Origin of the sequence: Paenibacillus glycinis (assembly GCF_009909185.1) — a bacterium.
GTDB classification, from domain to species: Bacteria; Bacillota; Bacilli; order Paenibacillales; family Paenibacillaceae; genus Paenibacillus_Z; species Paenibacillus_Z glycinis.
The window spans coordinates 1-17843 of record NZ_JAAAMV010000024.1; the positions used below are offsets into that span (position 1 = coordinate 1).

General features: G+C 61.0%; 13 protein-coding genes and 2 tRNA genes. 12 read left to right on the top strand and 3 right to left on the bottom strand.

Annotation, left to right across the window (positions count from 1 at the left end; translation table 11 throughout):
• Positions 1 to 233 precede the first annotated feature (233 nt).
• The 6 genes from GT019_RS23480 (at position 234) to GT019_RS23505 (ending at position 5661) form a co-directional block, all read left to right on the top strand.
• A tRNA-His gene (locus tag GT019_RS23480) sits at positions 234 to 309 on the top strand.
• Between the two features lie 21 nt (positions 310 to 330).
• Positions 331 to 405: transfer RNA gene (locus GT019_RS23485), tRNA-Gly, on the top strand.
• Positions 406 to 631: 226 nt separating this feature from the next.
• Positions 632 to 1552, top strand: a complete 921-nt coding sequence (locus GT019_RS23490) for a helix-turn-helix transcriptional regulator (RefSeq protein WP_161745872.1) — start codon at positions 632 to 634, stop codon at positions 1550 to 1552.
• Between the two features lies 1 nt (position 1553).
• Positions 1554 to 2189 (top strand): D-sedoheptulose-7-phosphate isomerase, encoded by a 636-nt coding sequence (locus tag GT019_RS23495; RefSeq protein ID WP_161745873.1) that lies wholly within the window; start codon positions 1554 to 1556, stop codon positions 2187 to 2189.
• Positions 2186 to 3175 carry an ROK family protein gene (locus GT019_RS23500; protein ID WP_161745874.1) on the top strand — a complete coding sequence of 330 codons (990 nt, stop codon included), beginning with the start codon at positions 2186 to 2188 and terminating at the stop codon, positions 3173 to 3175. The genes GT019_RS23495 and GT019_RS23500 overlap by 4 nt, the downstream gene beginning before the upstream one ends.
• Positions 3172 to 5661 (top strand): alpha-mannosidase, encoded by a 2490-nt coding sequence (locus tag GT019_RS23505; RefSeq protein WP_161745875.1) that lies wholly within the window; start codon positions 3172 to 3174, stop codon positions 5659 to 5661. Before GT019_RS23500 ends, GT019_RS23505 begins: the two co-directional genes overlap by 4 nt.
• A 202-nt stretch (positions 5662 to 5863) precedes the next feature.
• Here the strand turns inward: GT019_RS23505 and GT019_RS23510 are convergent, their stop codons facing one another.
• Positions 5864 to 8773: a family 78 glycoside hydrolase catalytic domain gene (locus GT019_RS23510; protein WP_235949142.1), complete on the bottom strand. Its 2910-nt coding sequence runs from the start codon at positions 8771 to 8773 to the stop codon at positions 5864 to 5866.
• 321 nt (positions 8774 to 9094) lie between these two features.
• On the opposite strand from GT019_RS23510, the gene GT019_RS23515 reads away from it, so the two are divergent.
• Entirely contained in the window at positions 9095 to 10327 is a 1233-nt protein-coding gene (locus GT019_RS23515; RefSeq protein WP_161745877.1) for an MFS transporter, read from the top strand.
• A gap of 89 nt (positions 10328 to 10416) precedes the next feature.
• A complete protein-coding gene (locus tag GT019_RS23520) occupies positions 10417 to 11463 on the top strand; it encodes a Leu/Phe/Val dehydrogenase (RefSeq protein ID WP_161745878.1) in 1047 nt (348 codons plus the stop codon).
• A gap of 81 nt (positions 11464 to 11544) precedes the next feature.
• On the opposite strand, the gene GT019_RS23525 is transcribed toward GT019_RS23520, so the two are convergent.
• Complete coding sequence (locus GT019_RS23525; protein WP_161745879.1) at positions 11545 to 11745, bottom strand: hypothetical protein; 201 nt, start codon at positions 11743 to 11745, stop codon at positions 11545 to 11547.
• A 118-nt stretch (positions 11746 to 11863) separates the two neighbouring features.
• On the opposite strand from GT019_RS23525, the gene GT019_RS23530 reads away from it, so the two are divergent.
• On the top strand, positions 11864 to 13687 hold the full coding sequence (locus tag GT019_RS23530; RefSeq protein ID WP_161745880.1) for an ABC transporter substrate-binding protein: 1824 nt from the start codon (positions 11864 to 11866) through the stop codon (positions 13685 to 13687).
• 52 nt (positions 13688 to 13739) lie between these two features.
• Complete coding sequence (locus tag GT019_RS23535; RefSeq protein ID WP_161745881.1) at positions 13740 to 14312, top strand: YfiT family bacillithiol transferase; 573 nt, start codon at positions 13740 to 13742, stop codon at positions 14310 to 14312.
• Between the two features lie 139 nt (positions 14313 to 14451).
• Here GT019_RS23535 and yfbR read toward each other — a convergent pair whose 3' ends face one another.
• Positions 14452 to 15045: a 5'-deoxynucleotidase gene (yfbR, locus tag GT019_RS23540; protein WP_161745882.1), complete on the bottom strand. Its 594-nt coding sequence runs from the start codon at positions 15043 to 15045 to the stop codon at positions 14452 to 14454.
• 163 nt (positions 15046 to 15208) lie between these two features.
• On the opposite strand from yfbR, the gene GT019_RS23545 reads away from it, so the two are divergent.
• Together GT019_RS23545 and GT019_RS23550 are read left to right on the top strand one after the other, a co-directional pair.
• A complete protein-coding gene (locus GT019_RS23545) occupies positions 15209 to 16753 on the top strand; it encodes a fumarate hydratase (protein WP_161745883.1) in 1545 nt (514 codons plus the stop codon).
• A 127-nt stretch (positions 16754 to 16880) separates the two neighbouring features.
• Positions 16881 to 17798, top strand: coding sequence for a bile acid:sodium symporter family protein (locus GT019_RS23550; RefSeq protein WP_235949145.1), 918 nt, complete (start codon positions 16881 to 16883; stop codon positions 17796 to 17798).
• Positions 17799 to 17843: the final 45 nt, after the last annotated feature.

A 17843-nucleotide genomic window follows, 5' to 3' on the forward strand; every position in this document is an offset into this window, starting at 1 on the left:
TCGATAGGTTCGAGGTGGAAGCGCGGCAACGTGTGGAGCTGACGAATACTAATCGGTCGAGGGCTTATCCAAAGACATGCGTAACATCAGCTAAACAAGACACCTTTCGCAAAGGTTCGTATCCAGTTTTCAGGGTGGAAGCTCGATAGCAAGTTGGAGTGCCCACCGATGTGGGTTTTATTTATGGGAAAAGCTGACCAACCCTTGGTAATGCATTACTACATAGTATCATGGCGATCGTGGCGAAGGGGTTAACGCACCGGTTTGTGGATCCGGCATTCGTGGGTTCAAGTCCCATCGGTCGCCCCAGTAATCTTTTTACCGTTTCTTGCGGAAGTGGCTCAGCGGTAGAGCATCGCCTTGCCAAGGCGAGGGTCGCGGGTTCGATTCCCGTCTTCCGCTCCATCCTTTACGACGACAAGTCTTTGTCTGCGCTCGGCGCGGATGAAGGCTTTTTTGTGTTTGCTCGCGAGGGCCAGGGTTTCGCAAGCGTTGGAGACGACCGATTATGCCAGCATAGCGAGTAAACTTGGCATGATTTTATAAAGGATTCCGTGTATTTGTCATACGAATGCGCGGGAGATGTTCTATACTAATCGTAGAAGAAGCAAGGGCAGTCGAGGGGGAGTTCATGTTGGCCGGAGAAGTTTCCTATGCAGGTCCGCTGCGGAATTTGCAGCGGCTCATGATGCAGCCGATACGAATCGGGGGACTCACGATCACGTTATTGGATGCGCTTTCAGCGGAACATGAGGAAGCTTGGTCGCATCCTCCGCATCGTCATCCCTGGTATGAATTCAATTATGTGGGGGACGGCGGGCTGTTCACGACTTCGGCCGGGACCGAGTTTCGGATCGAAGCCGGGCATTCGTACTTGATTCCTCCGGGCGTCGTGCATTCGCATCGGCATGGAGCAGGCGAGGCGGACGACGGATTTTGCCTGCGCTGGCAGTTCCAGCAGGAAGACGGAGGCGATGCCGTCAGCCTTGCGGAGGAAGCAGAGTTTATTCGCTGCTTCTCTACGGTGCGCGCCTATGCGCTGAAACCCGAAACGGCGGCGCCGCTATTCGCGCTGCGGCCGGAGTCGAGCCTGCTGTCGCTGCAAACGGCTTTCGCGGGCTGGTTGACGGGGCTGTTCGAGGACTGGCGGGCCGCTGCGTCCGCTGCGCCGCTGCAGGCGCATGATCATGGCGACATCGTTGTCCGCCAGACGCTGCTGTTTCTGAAAGCGTATTATGCGAACGAGGTTCGCGTGCAGGATATCGCCAATGCCCTGCATGTCAGTTACCGGACGCTCGCAAGGCTGTTCCGTTCGCAAACGGGGCTGACGGTCGTGGAGAAGCTGAACGACATCCGCGTGCAGCAGGCGAAGAAGCTGCTGATCGAGACGGACATGCCGATGAAGCAGATCGCGCTTGCGGTCGGATTCAAGAACGAGTTTTATTTCTCGAATTTGTTCAGACAGGTCGCGATGGCGACGCCGTCGGAATTTCGGGCTCTCCGCCATGACGCGCGCGCGGCGAGTCCCCGATCCGTAGAAAGGGGCAAATGACATGCATCATCACTTATCCGCGATGATCGGAAAATATCCCGAGCTGATGGCTTGCGTGCAGGAGACGGCTCTGGCATATGAGCTCTTGGCCGATTCGTACCGGAACGGCGGCAAGCTGCTCGTATGCGGCAATGGCGGCAGCGCCGCGGACAGCGAGCATATCGTCGGCGAGCTGATGAAAGGCTTTGTTTCCAAACGGCCGGTGCCGGCAAGCTTCAGGGAATCGTTGATCCGCCTCTTCCCGGCGGACGGGGCGCAGCTGGCGGACCGATTGCAAGGCGCGCTGCCGGCGATATCGCTCGCGAGCCATGCCGCGCTGATGACCGCATTCGCGAACGATGTATCCGCGGAAACGGTGTTCGCCCAACAGGTTTACGGCTACGGCAAAGAAGGCGACGTGCTTCTCGGATTAAGCACCTCCGGCAATTCGGCGAATGTCGTTCGGGCGATCCAGGTAGCGAAATCGCTCGGCGTGCGGACGATCGGCCTGACCGGCCGCGACGGCGGAGCGATGAACACGCTGTGCGACGTGACGATCCGGGTCCCGCATGACCGGACGCCGGATATCCAGGAACGGCATCAGCCGATTTACCATGCGCTGTGCATGATGGTGGAGGAGGCATTCTTCGACGCATGAAGCTCTTGGCAGGTATCGATATCGGCGGTACGAAGTGCGCGGTCAGCTTAGGCGCGTTGGATGGCGAAGGGGGCATCGCGATCATCGGCAAAACTCGGATGCCGACGCCTTCGGCTCCTGAAGCGGCTATCGCGCGCATGATCGACGCATTGGAGGAGCAGTTGGGGAAGCTGGCCGAGGGCGAGCTATCCGCGATCGGCATCAGCTGCGGCGGCCCGCTCGACAGCCGGCGGGGATTGGTGCTGTCGCCGCCGAATCTGCCGGGATGGGACGCGGTCGATATCGTGACCCCGTTCGCCGATCGGTTCGGCGTTCCGGTAGCGCTTCAAAATGACGCCAATGCCTGCGCGCTGGCGGAATGGAAATGGGGGGCGGGGCGAGGCTGCCGCAACATGATTTTCCTGACCTTCGGAACGGGCATGGGCGCAGGCCTGATCCTGAACGGCGCGCTCTATTCGGGCACGAACGACCAGGCCGGGGAGGTCGGCCATATCCGTTTGGAGCCGAAAGGCCCGGTGGGCTACGGGAAAGCCGGATCGTTCGAAGGCTTCTGCAGCGGAGGCGGGATTGCCCAGCTGGCGCGGATGATGGCAGAGGAGCGCTTGAACGAGGGCGATCCGCCGTCGTTTTGCCGGACGACAGAGGAATTGCCCTTGCTCACCGCGGAGCTCGTGGGCCGCGCGGCCGAGCGGGGTGATCCCATCGCGATCGAGATTTACCGGTTGTCCGCGCGGAAGCTCGGGCGGGCGCTCGCATTGCTCGTGGATATCTTGAATCCCGAGCGAATCGTCATCGGCAGCATCTACGGCAGGCAGCGGGCGATCATGGAGCCTGTCGTGCTGGCGGAGATGCACCGGGAGTCGCTGCCGCTCTCCGCATCGGCATGCGAAGTCATGCAAGCGGGTCTGGGCGAGCACATCGGCGATTACGCGAGCTTGTCCGTCGCCATAAACCATTTGAACGAGAAAGGCGGCAATCGAATATGACCAACAGGGCGAAGCAGAAGATTCATCTGATCGGCAATGCGCATCTGGACCCCGTCTGGCTGTGGCAGTGGCAGGAGGGATACGCGGAGATCAAGGCGACGTTTCGTTCGGCGCTCGACCGCTTGCGGGAATATCCGGATTTCGTGTTTACCCGCTCTTGCGCGGCCTATTACCGCTGGATCGAGGAGAACGCGCCGGACATGTTCGCGGAAATCAAGCTGCGCGTGGCAGAAGGCCGCTGGGTCATCGTCGGCGGCTGGTGGATCCAGCCGGATTGCAACTTGCCCTCGGGCGAATCGTTCGCCCGGCACGGCTTGTACGGGCAGCGGTACTTTCAGGAGAAATTCGGGACGATGGCGAAGGTCGGCTACAATGTCGACTCGTTCGGCCACAATGGCATGCTGCCGCAGCTCTTGAAGAAGAGCGGGATGGATTATTATGTGTTCATGCGTCCCGAGAAACACGAGAAGGAGCTGGAGCGCAATCTGTTTTGGTGGGAATCCGAGGATGGGAGCCGCGTCATGGCGTTCCGTCTGTCGGACAGCTATTCGACGAGCTGGGGGCTTCCGTTCGAGGAGAAAATCCTTGCGCACGGGGATATGGCGGATACGGACGGTCATCCGCATATGACGTTCTACGGGGTGGGCAACCACGGGGGCGGTCCGACGATCGCGAATCTGGAGACGATCGCAGCCTTGCAGGCCCGCTACGGGCGGGAGCGTATCGTGCTGAGCTCGCCGAACCGCTATTTCGACGAGCTGGCGGCGGCGCAGCCGAAGATTCCGGTCGTGAAGGACGAGATGCAAATGCATGCGATCGGATGTTACTCCACCCATTCGGAGTCGAAGGAGAACAACCGGCGCGCGGAGCATCGGCTCTTGACCGCTGAAAAATTCTCGTCGGCCGCGAACGTGCTGCTCGGCTTGCCGTACCCGCAGGAGCAGCTGAAGCTGGGCTGGGAGAACGTCATGTTCAATCAATTCCATGACATCATGGGCGGCTGCAGCATTCGCGAGGCGTTTCAGGATGCGCGCGAATCGTACGGGGAATCGCTGCATATCGCGGCGAAAGCGTTGAACGCGGCCGCGCAGCGGCTGTCCTGGTCGATCGACACGGTGAAGCCGGAGATCCGGTCGCTGAGCAAAGACAAGCATTGGCTGTCCTGGGAGCATGGCGATCTCGGGACTCCGCTGGTCGTATTCAATCCGCTGTCCTGGGAGGTCGAGGTGCCGATCCATGCCAACCGTCGCATGACGGGCGTGACGGACGATCAAGGCAATGCCGTGCCGACGCAGACCGTCCGCGCGTCGCGTACGAACGGACAGGACAACTGGGATACGCTGTTCATGGCGCGCGTCCCGGCCATGGGATATCGGGTCTATTGGTGCTTTTTGAGCAAGGAAACGGCCCCGGCGGCGTTGAAGACGCCGGTGACGGCAGAAGCGAACGCGCTGGAAAACGCCTTCGTTCGTGTGGAGTTCGAACGGCATACCGGTTATATCTCCCGACTGCTCGACAAGAGAACGAATGCCGACGTATTCGGCGGTCCTGGGGCGGTGCCGGTCATCATCGACGAGCATCACAGCGATACGTGGGGCCATGGCCTGCAAAGCTACCGCGATCTGATCGGGTATTTCGCGGATGCCGAGGTCAAGGTGCTGGAGAACGGCCCGCTGCGCGGCATTGTCCGCGTCACGAGCCGCTATAACGGTTCGACGCTGCGTCAGGATTTTATTCTCCACGCCCATGCCGCGGATATTCAAGTGAAGGTGCAGCTGGATTGGCGGGAGAAGCACAAGATGCTGAAGCTGTCGTTCCCGGTTGCCGTAGAGCAGCCGGAGTCGCATTCGGAAATTCCGTACGGCTATATTCGGCGCGAGACGGATGGCAGGGAAGTGCCGGGCCAGCAGTGGATCGACGTCAGCGGCAAGGTTCCGGATTCGGAGGAGAGGCGCGGGTTGGCGATATTGAACAGCGGCAAATACGCCTATGACGTGCTGGATCGCGAAGCGAGAATGACCGTGGTTCGCAGCCCGATTTTCGCCGATCATTACGGGGTACGCGACGACCAGGTCGAGTTCATGGACCAAGGGCTGCAGGAGTTCACGTACGCCCTCGTCCCGCATGACGGCAGCTGGCAGGACAGCGGCATCGTGCGCAAAGCCTACGAATTGAACGTGCCGCCGATTGCCGTATGGGAGACGTACCATGAAGGGCCGCTTCCGCAACAGCTGGAAGGCATTCGGATCTCGGCGGCGCAGATCGTATCCTCCGCGTTCAAACGGGCGGAAGACGACGACGGCTGGATTCTGCGCTGCTACGAAACCGCGGGCCGGCCGGCGGAAGCCGAGATCGCCATTCCGATGCTGAACCGCCTATGGCAGGGATCGTTCGGCAAATGCGAGATCAAGACGTTACGCATACCGGACGACGCGGGACTTCCGGTCCGGGAAGTGAATTTGCTAGAGTACGAGGCTGCGAAGTAACGATCCTTCGATAATCGGCACCAAATCGAAATCCCTTCGGCCATGATCGTTGCGGAAGGGATTTTTGATTGCGGCCGTCAATCACCGATATGCGATTGAGATCCATATGCGAGACCCAAGGAGCAGAGCCCGTTCGGTTAGGAATCGGCTCCGTGAAACAAGAAGAGCAAGGGATACGCCTCATGCGTCCCTTGCTCTTGCATTATCCGCCTATAACGACCCGGTCCGATTCAAGCGCGTAGCCTTCCGGTCCGACAAGTTCCAGTTCGACCGAGGCCGGCGAGACGACGCGCAGCTTCATGACCTTCGCGCCTTCGTCGATCTGCCAGGAGACGTCGATCCGCCCGCTGCCCGGAAGGGGGACGGAACCGCGAGCCCAGGCGAGACCGGACGGCTTCGGCGCGATGCGCACCTTGGTCCAGCCCGGCGTGACGCCGCTGACGCCCAGCACCTCCGAGCCGAGGAAGAAGACGGGACCGGCCGACCAGGCGTGGCAGTGACTGCGAGTCGGCATCTTATCGTTTTGGGTGATGCCGCTGGTCGGGTATACTTCCCAGACGGTCGTAGCGCCTTTGTCCACCATGGCGCCGTATTGCGTCAGGATATCCTGCGTCATGACATCCTGCCGGCCGAGCTTCGCCAGCGCCTCGTGGTAGAAGAACGACATGAACGGACTGCCGATCTGTACGAACGCGGCCGGCGGCTCCACGATATAGCCCCGCAGCCATTCGGAGCGTTCGCCGTCGGGAATGCCGCATAGGCTGGCGACGACTTGCGTCTGCATGCTGAGCGTCTTCGAAGGGCGGCCGTCGGCGTGGATGCAGTCGAGATACGCCTGTCGATTCTCGTCCCAGAGATGCGCATTGATCGCATCGCGCAGCCGATTCGCCGTCTCTTCGTAGTCGGCTTGCGCTGCGGTATCGTCCGCCGCCGCCGCAAGCGCAGCCGCGTCCCGAAGCGATTTCACCAGGAACATGTTCTGCGGCGCGACGACCCCGTCTCCCGGCTGCTCGAAGTTCGCCCAGTCCAGCAGATTCCACCCTCTGATCTTAAAAAGACCGCGTTCATCGATTTTCGCGAGATAATGGTCCAGCGTGAAGCGGACATGCGGCCATAAGTCGCGCGCGAATGCCGCGTTGCCGGTATAGCGGTAATGCTCCAGGCAGGCCGTGACCCAGAAAAAAGTCCAGTTCGGAATGACGCTACTCCAGCCGCTCGGCACTTGATCGGCATACAGCGGCGTCTGGAACGCCGATTCCGGCACGAGCCGCAGGATGCGCTCGACGATCTCGGCGGAACCGAAGGCGTAATAGTTGATCAGCGAAGCGTTGCGCGCGTCCCCGACCCAGAACGTCTGCTCGAAGGCCGGACAGTCGACGAACGTATCTTCCATGCACAGCCGCGTCGTGTCCCGGCTGATGCGCCAGATCTCGTTCAGCATCGCGTCGCTGGATTGGAAGGTCCCGGCATCGGCGACCGGAAAATTGCTCTGCAGCAGCTTCATGTCGTAGAGCTTAGCCGGTCGCGACGCGCCCCGTACCGTTATCGCCAAATAACGAAGGCCGCGACGGACCAACGACGCGTAGGCTTGTCTGCCTTCGCGGCACGTGTAGCGCAGCGTGTTGTCCAACTCGTACGTATACTGGCGCCAGCCGTCGCGCATGTATTCGAAGCCGTAGAAATCGACGATCGTGCCTTCGGCGGCATCGAGCTCGAACGCCAGGTAACCGCTCAATTCGCGTCCGAAATCAATGAGAATTTCCGTGTCCAGCTCCGCGTGCAGCGGAATGACGCCGGGATCGGCGCTGGCCAGCACGGCGCGCTGCAGGGCGGCGGGCACCGGCTGCGGCCGGTCGACGACGCGCCATGCGGTCTGGCTGTAGACGTCCGCCGTATGATAAAGCCGCGGATCGATCGGCTTCACCCACTCCCGGTAATCGGCCAATTGACGCTCCGAAGCAACCTGCTTGATCGCCGCGTACAGAGGCGGATTGCGATCGATGACGCTTTCCGGCTCATGGTCGATGTGCTCCGCCCAGCCGAAGGAGCCGATCGCGGCAAACGGAACCCCGGAGCTGTCGCTGCCGCCCATGCCGATGCGCGGCGAGCGAACCTCGAACGGAACGTCGCTGTCCAAGCCCAAATGGTACGCATGGCCGTGCATTTCCCGGTTCAAGTCGAGCAGCAGCAAATGCTCGCCGGCCGCGAGGCGCGCTTGCACGAATTGCTGCGGGGCTTCGCCGTAATAATCCGCCTCGGCGCACCAGTGTCCATCCAGGCTGACGCGCAGCGGCATGCGTCCGTTATCGACGCTGCCGACCGTCAGCACGCCGTCCTCCGCCATCGTGACGACGGCGGCGAGCAGCCCGATGATCGTAACCGTATTGGCGTGGTTGACGCTCTCCGGCACCATGATCGTTCGCACGTCGAACGCCGCGCTCCACGGAACGGGCTTCACGAAGTTCATTTCCTCGACCCGCGCCGGATAGACCGGCTCCTCGGTCAAGTAAGGGATCGGGCGCGGCGACAGGGTCGTCCACGGCGCCATGCCCGGAGCGCCGATCGCTTCGGCGCGTTCCCATGCGGAATCGTCGAATTCGGGCAGCTTCCAGCCCTCGTCCCACCCGCGGCCGTCGAATCGCTCCGTAAACCCGAGCTGGCAGGAAATTCGCTGGGAGGTGGCGTCGTAAGCGCCGTGAATCGCGGTCGTCCAGGACGCGTCCGTGCGGACCGGCGTCTCGGAGACTTGTCCGTCCGCGCCCAAACGGTCGACCTGGAGCAGCAGACCGCCGCGACCGCGCAAATATTGAAACGTCGCCAGACCGTAATGGAGCACGATGACGGCGATGGCGTTCTCCGCGCCTTGCTTCAACAGGTGGCCGATCTCGTATTCGTCATAGGGCAGGTTCGAGGGAAAAGAGCGGATCGGCCCCCGTCCGACCTGCGTTCCGTTCACGTACAGCACGTAACGGGAATCCGCGGTCAGCTTGAGCTTCGTCTCGCCTCCCGCCGCAGCCGCCTCTTCGCCGTAATGGAAGGTTTTGCGGAAACAGCGCCATTCGTTGCGGGGGCTTGCTTCGCCTTGCCCCCATATCCAGGATGCTTGCCACATCGGTTGTTGCCTCCTTGTAATCGTATTCATCCCCTTCATTGTAAAGGAGAAGCGGCGCTTGGACAGGGATTGATCCAGACTTAATTCGGGGTCATTTCAGACATTTGGGCTGCGCGAAATCTCGTCAAGCGCAAGGTACCGCTCCCATGCTGACATAATGTGGCAGATAGGCCGATTTAGCCTCCATAACGAATGGTGAGGGCAGGAGAACGCGGAATACGGCCCGAATACCGGCAGGAAGCGTTTTCCTCGATTGCCGGGCATGAATTACAATGACACCAAGCCGATTGCGGCTAGGTGCGCGTAGGAGGACAAGAACGAATGAAAGCTGGAATCGGGCTGCGATGGAATGTCAGAAGATTCGGGGGGACCGTCCCGCCGGAAAGGCAGCTGGGGAAAGACGCGGTGACCGCTCTTCTGATTCATGGCTGCTTTCAGTTCGGGGCCTCCATGTCGGGGCTGTTCCTGAACTTGTACTTGTGGCGCCTGACGCAGGATCTGTACGTGAACGGGATTTACAATATTATCGTTTTTCTATTAACGCCGTTCGCTTTCGCGGTCGGGGGCAAAATCACCAAGATGAAGGACCGGATGGTCACGTATCGGCTCGGCATCGTGACGATCGCGATCTTCTATCTGCTCGTCGTCATCGCGCGGGAGAACGTCGCGGCGTGGTTCATCCCGTTCGCCGTCTTCAACGGCATCGCGACAGGCTTCTACTGGACCGGTTATTTGGTGCTGATGTACGACGTGTCGACGGAGCAGAACCGGGTGCGGTTCCTGGCGGTGAACATGGTCGTCTTCAATTCGGCCGGACTTATCGGCCCGGCGTTAGCCGGCTTTATCATTCAACTTAGCGGAGGCTTGCAGGGCTATATTTTCGTGTTCCTGTTCGCTTTCCTGATGTTCGTCGCGGCTTCCGTCATCAGCTTCCGCATTCCGAGGATCGTCTCCCACCACAAGGCGTACTATTTGAAGCTGATGGGGCTGGTCATGCGGCGCAACGCGCTTTGGGCGAAGGGGCTGCTGGCATTTCTGGTCCTGGGGCTGTTTCAAGGCATCATGCTGTTCCTGCCCAATATCCTGCTCTTCCAAACCGTCGGCCGGGAGGATCACGTCGGTTATTTGGGCGTGTTCTTCTCGGCGCTGACCGTCGGCACGGGCTACGTGATTTCCAGGCGGGTCGGCAAAGAGCCGGTGCGCAAATTCGTGCTGTACTCTTCAAGCGGCATCGTGCTCGGCGCCCTGTTCCTGCTCTATGACGTATCGGCGTGGACGGTGCTCGTGTTCATGATCGCGTTCTCCATCTGCAATCCGCTGGCGGTCAATACGTTGACATCCTATTATTACGGGCTGATCGGCAAGCTGCCGCTCAAAGGGCAGCTGAGAGTCGAATCGGTCGTCATGCGGGAAACGTTCCTGAATACGGGACGGGTCCTGTCCATCGGATTGCTGCTGCTTCTCTCCGGGGACTTGACGTCCATTTGGCTGCCGATCGTCCTGCTCGCGATGGCCGTCATCCAATTCGTGCTGTTCTGGTTGATTCGGGAATAGCGGCCGCCGCTTGAGCGCGTCCATGCCCATACATATTTCGCTCGCCCCCTTCATACTAATTAGTTCTCGGGATCAAGGAGGGCTGCGGCATGGACGTCTGGAAGGAAATGAAGCGCCTGCAGGTAGAGCAGGTCGTGTTCTGCCAAGAGGAGCAGGCCGGGCTGCAGGCGGTAATCGCGATCCACAGCACCCGGCTCGGGCCGGCGCTCGGCGGCTGCCGGATGTGGACGTACGCCACGGAAAACGACGCCGTCGCGGACGCCGTCCGGCTTGCGCGCGGCATGACGTATAAAGCGGCCATTTTCGGCCTGCCTTACGGGGGCGGCAAAGCGGTCATCGTCGGCAATCCTTCGACCGACAAGAGCGAAGACAAATTCCGCGCCTTGGGCCGATTCATCGAGCGGCTGCAGGGGCGTTACATTACCGGCGTCGATCTGGGCACGACGGTGCGGGACATGGACTGGATCCGGCTGGAGACGCCGCATGTGACGGATACGACCGGGACGATCATGGCGGCAGGCGATTTCACGGCGGAGATGACGGCCTACGGCGTCTACCTGGGCATGAAGGCATCGGCGGATTACCTGCTCGGCAGCGGGGATTTGAGCGGAAGAACCGTCGCGGTCCAAGGGCTTGGAAAGGTCGGGTTCCTGCTGTGCGGCCTGCTGCGCGACGCGGGGGCGAACCTCGTCATCGCGGATATCGACAACGCCTTGGTGGAGAGAGCGGTAAAGGCCTATCATGCGAGAGCCGTCGCGCCCGACGCGATCTACGGGGAGAGCTGCGACATCTTCGCGCCGTGCGCGATCGGCGGCATCCTGAACGATGCGACGATCGCGAAGCTCAGATGCGCCATCGTCGCGGGCTCGGCGAACAATCAGCTGCAAGAGGAGATCCGAAACGGCGAGGAGCTGGAGCAGCGGGGCATCCTCTACGCGCCGGATTACGTGGTGAACGCGGGCGGTCTCATCATTACCGCTTGCGAGCTGCAAGGCGTGTCCGTGCCGGAGATGAAACGGAACGTGGAGCGCATCTACGGAATGCTGCTGAAGGTGTACCTGCATGCGAGGCAGGAGGCCGTGCCCACGTGGCTCGCCGCGAACATGCTGGCGGAAGCGGAGCTATCGAAGCCGTGACGGGAGGCAGGAGCATGGCGGTTGCATGGGGCTCGGCCGCGGGTTCAGGCAGCCAGGATCGACGCAGGGAAAAGACGGCCGTCACTTCATCGAAGCGACGAGCCGTCTTTTGGTTTGTTTCCTGCGCAAGAAGCGTATAAAGCGGCCGAGCTTCGAACCGCGGGCGCTTCGCGCCGCTTCCTCCCCGTGCGAATACCGCTCGCTGCGGAATTCGTTTTCCCTCTCGTTTTGCCGGTATCGGTACAATGTCTCCTCCGTGTAAGCAACCAAATATCCATGCATGTTCATGTCCTCCTCGACGGGTTTCTCTCTCTATTATGCGGTCGCAAAAAGAGGGTAAAAAGAGTAGAATATAGCCTACGGACTTCCTCTTTTAGAACGGAACGGGAGGGTTGACGAAATGATGCAGGCAATTCACGCGGAACGTTATCTGGAGTTGGTTCGACGATTCGCCGATGGACAAGCCGCCGGCGCGCCGGTCGAAGTCACCCTGGATGAATTGGCGCAGGCGCTCTTCTGCACGGTACGGAACGCCAAGCTGATCCTTCGCCGCATGGAGGAGGAAGGATGGATCCAGTGGCAGCCCGGACGGGGCAGGGGTAACCGGTCCCATCTGGCGTTCCGGATGGAGCCCGATGTCTTGCTGCTGGATATGGCCAAGCAAACGGCCAGCCAAGGCAGCTATAAGCAAGCGTTCGAGCTGATTCATCGCCACGGCGGAGGGACGCCGGCCAAGGAACGCTTCAATGAATGGCTGACTGGCCATTTCGGCTACCGGTCGGAAACGGAGGACGGCCGACGGCACGTGGATATGCTGCGGCTGCCCGTGCATGTGCCGCTCGTCACCATGGACCCGGCGCAGGTTTATTACGCGTTCGATGCCCATATGATCCGGCAGCTGTTCGACCGGCTGGTATCGTTCGACGCGGCCTCGGGGCAGGTTAAGCCCGCGCTGGCGCATGCCTGGGAATGCTCGCGCGACGCGACGGTCTGGCAGTTTCATCTGCGCCGGGGCGCGTATTTTCACCACGGTCACGAGCTGACCGCGGACGACGTCGCCTATACGCTGGAGCGGCTGCGGGAAGGCAAAGCGAACAGCTGGCTGCTGCGCAACGTCGAGGCCATCGAAGTATCGGGTCCCCGGCTGGTGACGGTTACGCTCGCGAAACCCAACCGGATCTTTCATCGTTTCCTATGCTCGACGGCCGCGTCCATTCTTCCTCGCGACCCCGTGCAGCGCGACCCGGAACACTACTGGCTCCGCCCTTCGGGAACGGGGCCGTTCATGGTCAAGGAGCGGAACGAGGACCGGCTCGTGCTTGACGCTCATCCCGGCTACTATGGCGGCCGCGCGCATCTGGACGGGGTCGTGATCGCGCTCGTGCCGCCCGACCAGGGCCTCGATTCGCAGCAATGCTGGGAGAGGCTGGTGCTCGATCACGATGCAAAGGAACAAGGGCGCGAGCACGGCTGGCCGAAGCTGGAATCGCTGCTGCAGGGCTGCATGCTGATGACGTGGAACCGCAATAAACCGGGGCCGCAGCAATCGCAATTATTCCGCAAGGCGATCGATCTGCTGCTCGACCGTTCCCTGATGCTGGGCGAGCTTGGCGAGAACCGGATGTTTGCCGCGCGAAGCTTCAGACCCGATGCGCATACCGCGCTCCGGCATGTCCGCAGCGACGGCGAGCAGGCGATGGCGCTGCTGCGGGAAGCGGCTTACGACGGCACGCCCTTCATGTTGTACACGCGCAGATGGCATGAACGCGACGCGCGGTGGATTCAGGCGCGCTGCGCGGAGTTTGGCGTGGGGGTGGAGGTTCGCGTGTTCGAAGGCAACGAATGCCGCGGCGAAGACGTGCTGGAGGCGGCCGATGCCATCCTGTACAGCCTCGTGTTCGCGGAGGACGAGGTGTGCGAGATCGAGACGTACGAGCAGCAGGGTAGTTTCATGAACGCGCATATGGAGCCGGCTCTCCTGGAATGGGCCAAAAGCCGGATCGATCTCGCCGTTGCCGCGGAGTCGGTTGAACAGCGGCGGTTCCTGCTTCAAGAGATGGAGGACCGGCTGCGCGACGAGACGCAGGTCATCTTCCTGCTTCATAAGAAAAGCAATACGTCGTATAAACCCGAGCTGCGGGGCATTGCGCTGTCGCCGCTCGGCTGGATCGATTTCAAGGACGTATGGGTGCAATCGGGGCTTGGAGATGCGCCTCTGGTATAGAGTTAGAGCCGCGCAGTGGCCGGGCGAAGATAATCGAGGAGGATGACGAACCATGAATCATAATACGCGGGATAATCAAGCAGCGGATCCGGAGCATCTCCGGTATCCGATCGGGAAGTTCGTCTGGAGCGGGGATATCGAGAGCGAACAGCGGCAGGCATGGATCGCGGAAATCGCGGCGCTGCCGGCTCTGCTGCGGGCTGCCGTGTCCGGCATGTCGGAGGAACAGCTGGACACGCCGTACCGGGACGGCGGATGGACCGTTCGACAGGTCGTTCATCATGTGCCGGACAGTCATATGAACAGTTATATCCGGTTTAAGCTGGCATTGACCGAGGACAAGCCGACGATTCGGCCGTATTACGAAGACCGCTGGGCGGAACTGGCGGATTACTCGGGGCCGGCGGAGGTATCCTTGGCGCTGCTCGATGCCCTGCACGAACGCTGGGTCAAGCTGCTCGGCAGCATGGGCGACGCGGATTATGCGCGAAGCTTCATCCATCCGGAGTCCGGGGACGAGATCCGGCTGGATTACAACCTTGGCGCTTACGCATGGCATGGCAGGCATCATCTCGCGCAAATCACGGAGCTCGCGAAGCGAAGGGGCTGGCAAGGCAAGTCCTAGTCTTGACCCGGACGAACCTGCATTAGAACCGGCCGCGGTTGAGGATGCGCGTTGCTGCGGTTATTGGGGGTGCGCAGGCTAAGCATGACCGTGCGCTAAGAAATGCCCTTCGGCATGCGCGGGTTTGCCGCCGTTCCGGCTAATCCGACAGCTCGTCGAGCGTTTTGCTGAAGCTCGGCGCCATCTCGGCCAGGAACCAATCGACCTCCGGCATGCCGAGGGCGGCGAGCTTGATCTCGGTCTGGCCTTTCGCCACCGCGAATTCGCGGTTGCCGGAGGACAACTCGGACAAGCATTTCATATACGCGTCAAGCAGGTCGGCCGCCTTCACCATTTTGCGCAGCTCGGCCTGTTCGCCGTCCGGCGCGGCATCGAGAATGAGCGGCTCGTAGACGTCCCGCAGCGGCTCCGGCACCATGCCGAGCAGCCGTTCGGCGGCCATGGCCTCGATCTCGCGGAAATTGGCGAGCATCTTCGGATTATGATGCTTGACCGGCGTCGGGATGTCGCCCGTGAACACCTCGGCGGCATCGTGAAAGAGCGCCATCGACGCGGCCCGGTCGGCGTTCAGCGTGCGGCCGAACAAGCGGTTGCCGATCTCGCAGAGCATGTGGGCGAGCAGCGCGACATGATAGGAATGCTCCGCGACCGTTTCGCGGTTCGTATTGCGCATGAGGCTCCAGCGTTCGATATAGCGAAGGCGGTACATATAGGCCATGAAGTGGCTATCCATGATGTCGCAATCTTCCTTTCCTATTAGAATCAGCGCCGGCCCCGGTCAGCAATTGCAGTGTGCCCGCCAAGTTCCGATGTGGTATGATAGATTAGAGTCATTATAATATAGATTATATAGGGAAAGACGACTACCGACCAGAGAGAGGAGCCATATTGGACTCATGCAGCATTTCGAACAAAGCGTATACGACCTTATCGTAGAAACCTCTACCAACCTTCCTGGTGATGTCCGGAAGGTTATTCAAGCCGCGCGGGAAGCGGAGGATCGCGCGACGCGCGCCGGCCTGTCGCTCTCGACGATCGCGACGAATATCGAGATGGCGGAGACGAACGTCTCCCCGATCTGTCAGGATACCGGCATGCCGACGTTCGTCGTGCATACGCCCGTAGGCGCCAACCAAATCGTCATGAAGCAGCAGATCCGCAGCGCCATCGCGCGCGCGACCAAAGACGGCAAGCTGCGCACGAACTCCGTCGACTCGTTGACGGGCGCCAACACCGGCGATAACCTCGGGCCAGGCACCCCGGTCATCCACTTCGAGCAATGGGAGAAGGAAGACATCGACGTCCGCCTGATTCTGAAAGGCGGCGGCTGCGAGAACAAGAATATCCAATACAGCCTGCCGATGGACATTCCGGGTCTCGGCAAGGCCGGACGCGATCTGGACGGCATTCGCAAATGCATCATGCATTCCGTGTACCAAGCGCAGGGCCAAGGCTGCAGCGCAGGATTCATCGGCGTCGGCATCGGCGGCGACCGGACGACGGGCTACGAGCTGGCGAAGCAGCAGCTGTTCCGCCGCACCGACGACGAGAACGAGATTCCCGAACTGCGGCAGCTGGAAGAGTACGTCATGGAGAACGCCAACAAGCTCGGCATCGGCACGATGGGCTTCGGCGGCGAAGTGACGCTTCTCGGCTGCAAGGTCGGCGTCATGAACCGCCTGCCGGCCAGCTTCTTCGTCTCCGTCGCGTATAACTGCTGGGCGTACCGCCGTCAAGGCGTGCTGCTGAACGCGGAGAGCGGCGAGATCCAATCGTGGATCTATCCGAGCGGATCGGATACGCCGATGAAGAACGGCGCGGCCGACGAAGCCGCGGAAGCCGTAACGGAGCGCGCCGAGCGCCGCGAGGTCGTGCTGAACACGCCGCTCAGCGAAGAAGACGTCCGCGGCCTGAAGGTCGGCGACATCGTCATCATCAACGGCGAGATGCACACGGGCCGCGACGCGATCCACCATCATCTGATGGATCATGACGCGCCGATCGATCTGAACGGTTCCGTCCTCTATCACTGCGGGCCGGTCATGCTGAAGGACGAAGCGGGCTGGCACGTGAAAGCGGCCGGGCCGACGACGAGCATCCGCGAGGAGCCGTACCAAGGCGACATCATCAAGAAGTTCGGCATTCGCGCCGTCATCGGCAAGGGCGGCATGGGGCCGAAGACGCTGGCCGCGCTGCAGGACCATGGCGCCGTCTACCTCAATGCCATCGGCGGGGCCGCGCAGTATTATGCGGAATGCTTCAAGAACGTCAACGGCGTGGACTTCATGGAATTCGGCATTCCGGAAGCGATGTGGCACCTCAAGACGGAGGGCTTCGCGGCCGTCGTCACGATGGATGCCCACGGCAACAGCCTGCACGCGGAAGTGGACAAGGATTCCTTCGCGAAGCTGGAGCAATTCAAAGCGCCCGTATTCAAATAACCCGGGCGGGATCGGCAGCAGAGCCGTTTGGCTGCGATCCGCGGCCGGATAGAATAGAGAAGAAGGGATGTCTCACGCTCTTATGCGCAGCTTCGGACTCGCCTTTAACGCAAGGTTTGAACGATGGATGTTCCTTATTATCCCCGGATCCCTTGTCCTGGGATTCTTTTTTTCTCCGTGGCTGGCACGCTTCGTGCCGGCCGTGCCGTATCTGTTCGCGTATGTCACGCTGACGATGGCGATCGGCTGCGGGTTCGGGCAGCTGCGCGCGGTCGTGCGCCGGCCCGGCGTCCTGATGCTGACGTTCCTCATCGCGCACGTGCTGTCGCCGCTGATCGCTTACGGCATCGGAACGTTGTTCTTCGGGGCGGATTCGCCGTACGTCGTGGGGTTCGTCCTGTTCACCATCATCCCGCTCGGCGTGTCCACCGTGCTCTGGGTCGGGATGTCCGGCGGCAGCATCCCGCTGATGCTGGCGATGGTCGTGATCGATTCGGCGCTCAGCCCGTTCGTCGTGCCGGGCGGCATTCATCTGCTCTTCCATCAGGCGGTCAAGACGGATACGTGGCAGATGATCCGCGATCTGCTGCTGATCATCGTGATCCCGACGATCATCGGGGTGGCGCTGTACGCGCTCTCCAAAGGCCGGATCCAGGAGGCCGTGAAGCCGGTCGCGGCGCCGGTCTCGAAGCTGTGCTTCGTCCTCGTCGTCCTGCTGAACGCGGCTGCGATCGCGCCTTACGCGGAGAAACTCGGAGGCGACCTGCTTCGCCTCGTGCCGCTTTCCCTGGCGATGGTCGGCATCTGCTATGCGGTCGGCTACTTCGGCACGATGTTCTACCGCAACCGCGAGGTGCAGGTGACGGTATCGTACGCGACGGGGATGCGGAACATCTCGCTCGGCATCGTGCTGGCCATGGGTTATTTCAGCCCGCTGACGGCCGTGCCGGTCGTCCTCTCCATTCTGATTCAGCAGCCGCTGGCCACGCTGCATCATTATGTTTTACAAAAGCTTCATAAAACTTCGTCTGGCGTTGAAGGCTAAGTGGAAGTACGATGGGGGATGTAGGAGACAGCCTTGGGAGTTGAG

Excerpts from the sequence above, each read along its gene's own strand:
- GT019_RS23490 (WP_161745872.1), top strand. The coding sequence starts at position 632 with ATGTTGGCCGGAGAAGTTTCCTATGCAGGTCCGCTGCGGAATTTGCAG.
- GT019_RS23495 (WP_161745873.1), top strand. The coding sequence starts at position 1,554 with ATGCATCATCACTTATCCGCGATGATCGGAAAATATCCCGAGCTGATG.
- GT019_RS23500 (WP_161745874.1), top strand. The coding sequence starts at position 2,186 with ATGAAGCTCTTGGCAGGTATCGATATCGGCGGTACGAAGTGCGCGGTC.
- GT019_RS23505 (WP_161745875.1), top strand. The coding sequence starts at position 3,172 with ATGACCAACAGGGCGAAGCAGAAGATTCATCTGATCGGCAATGCGCAT.
- GT019_RS23510 (WP_235949142.1), bottom strand. The coding sequence starts at position 8,773 with ATGTGGCAAGCATCCTGGATATGGGGGCAAGGCGAAGCAAGCCCCCGC.
- GT019_RS23515 (WP_161745877.1), top strand. The coding sequence starts at position 9,095 with ATGAAAGCTGGAATCGGGCTGCGATGGAATGTCAGAAGATTCGGGGGG.
- GT019_RS23520 (WP_161745878.1), top strand. The coding sequence starts at position 10,417 with ATGGACGTCTGGAAGGAAATGAAGCGCCTGCAGGTAGAGCAGGTCGTG.
- GT019_RS23525 (WP_161745879.1), bottom strand. The coding sequence starts at position 11,745 with ATGCATGGATATTTGGTTGCTTACACGGAGGAGACATTGTACCGATAC.
- GT019_RS23530 (WP_161745880.1), top strand. The coding sequence starts at position 11,864 with ATGATGCAGGCAATTCACGCGGAACGTTATCTGGAGTTGGTTCGACGA.
- GT019_RS23535 (WP_161745881.1), top strand. The coding sequence starts at position 13,740 with ATGAATCATAATACGCGGGATAATCAAGCAGCGGATCCGGAGCATCTC.
- yfbR (WP_161745882.1), bottom strand. The coding sequence starts at position 15,045 with ATGGATAGCCACTTCATGGCCTATATGTACCGCCTTCGCTATATCGAA.
- GT019_RS23545 (WP_161745883.1), top strand. The coding sequence starts at position 15,209 with ATGCAGCATTTCGAACAAAGCGTATACGACCTTATCGTAGAAACCTCT.
- GT019_RS23550 (WP_235949145.1), top strand. The coding sequence starts at position 16,881 with ATGTTCCTTATTATCCCCGGATCCCTTGTCCTGGGATTCTTTTTTTCT.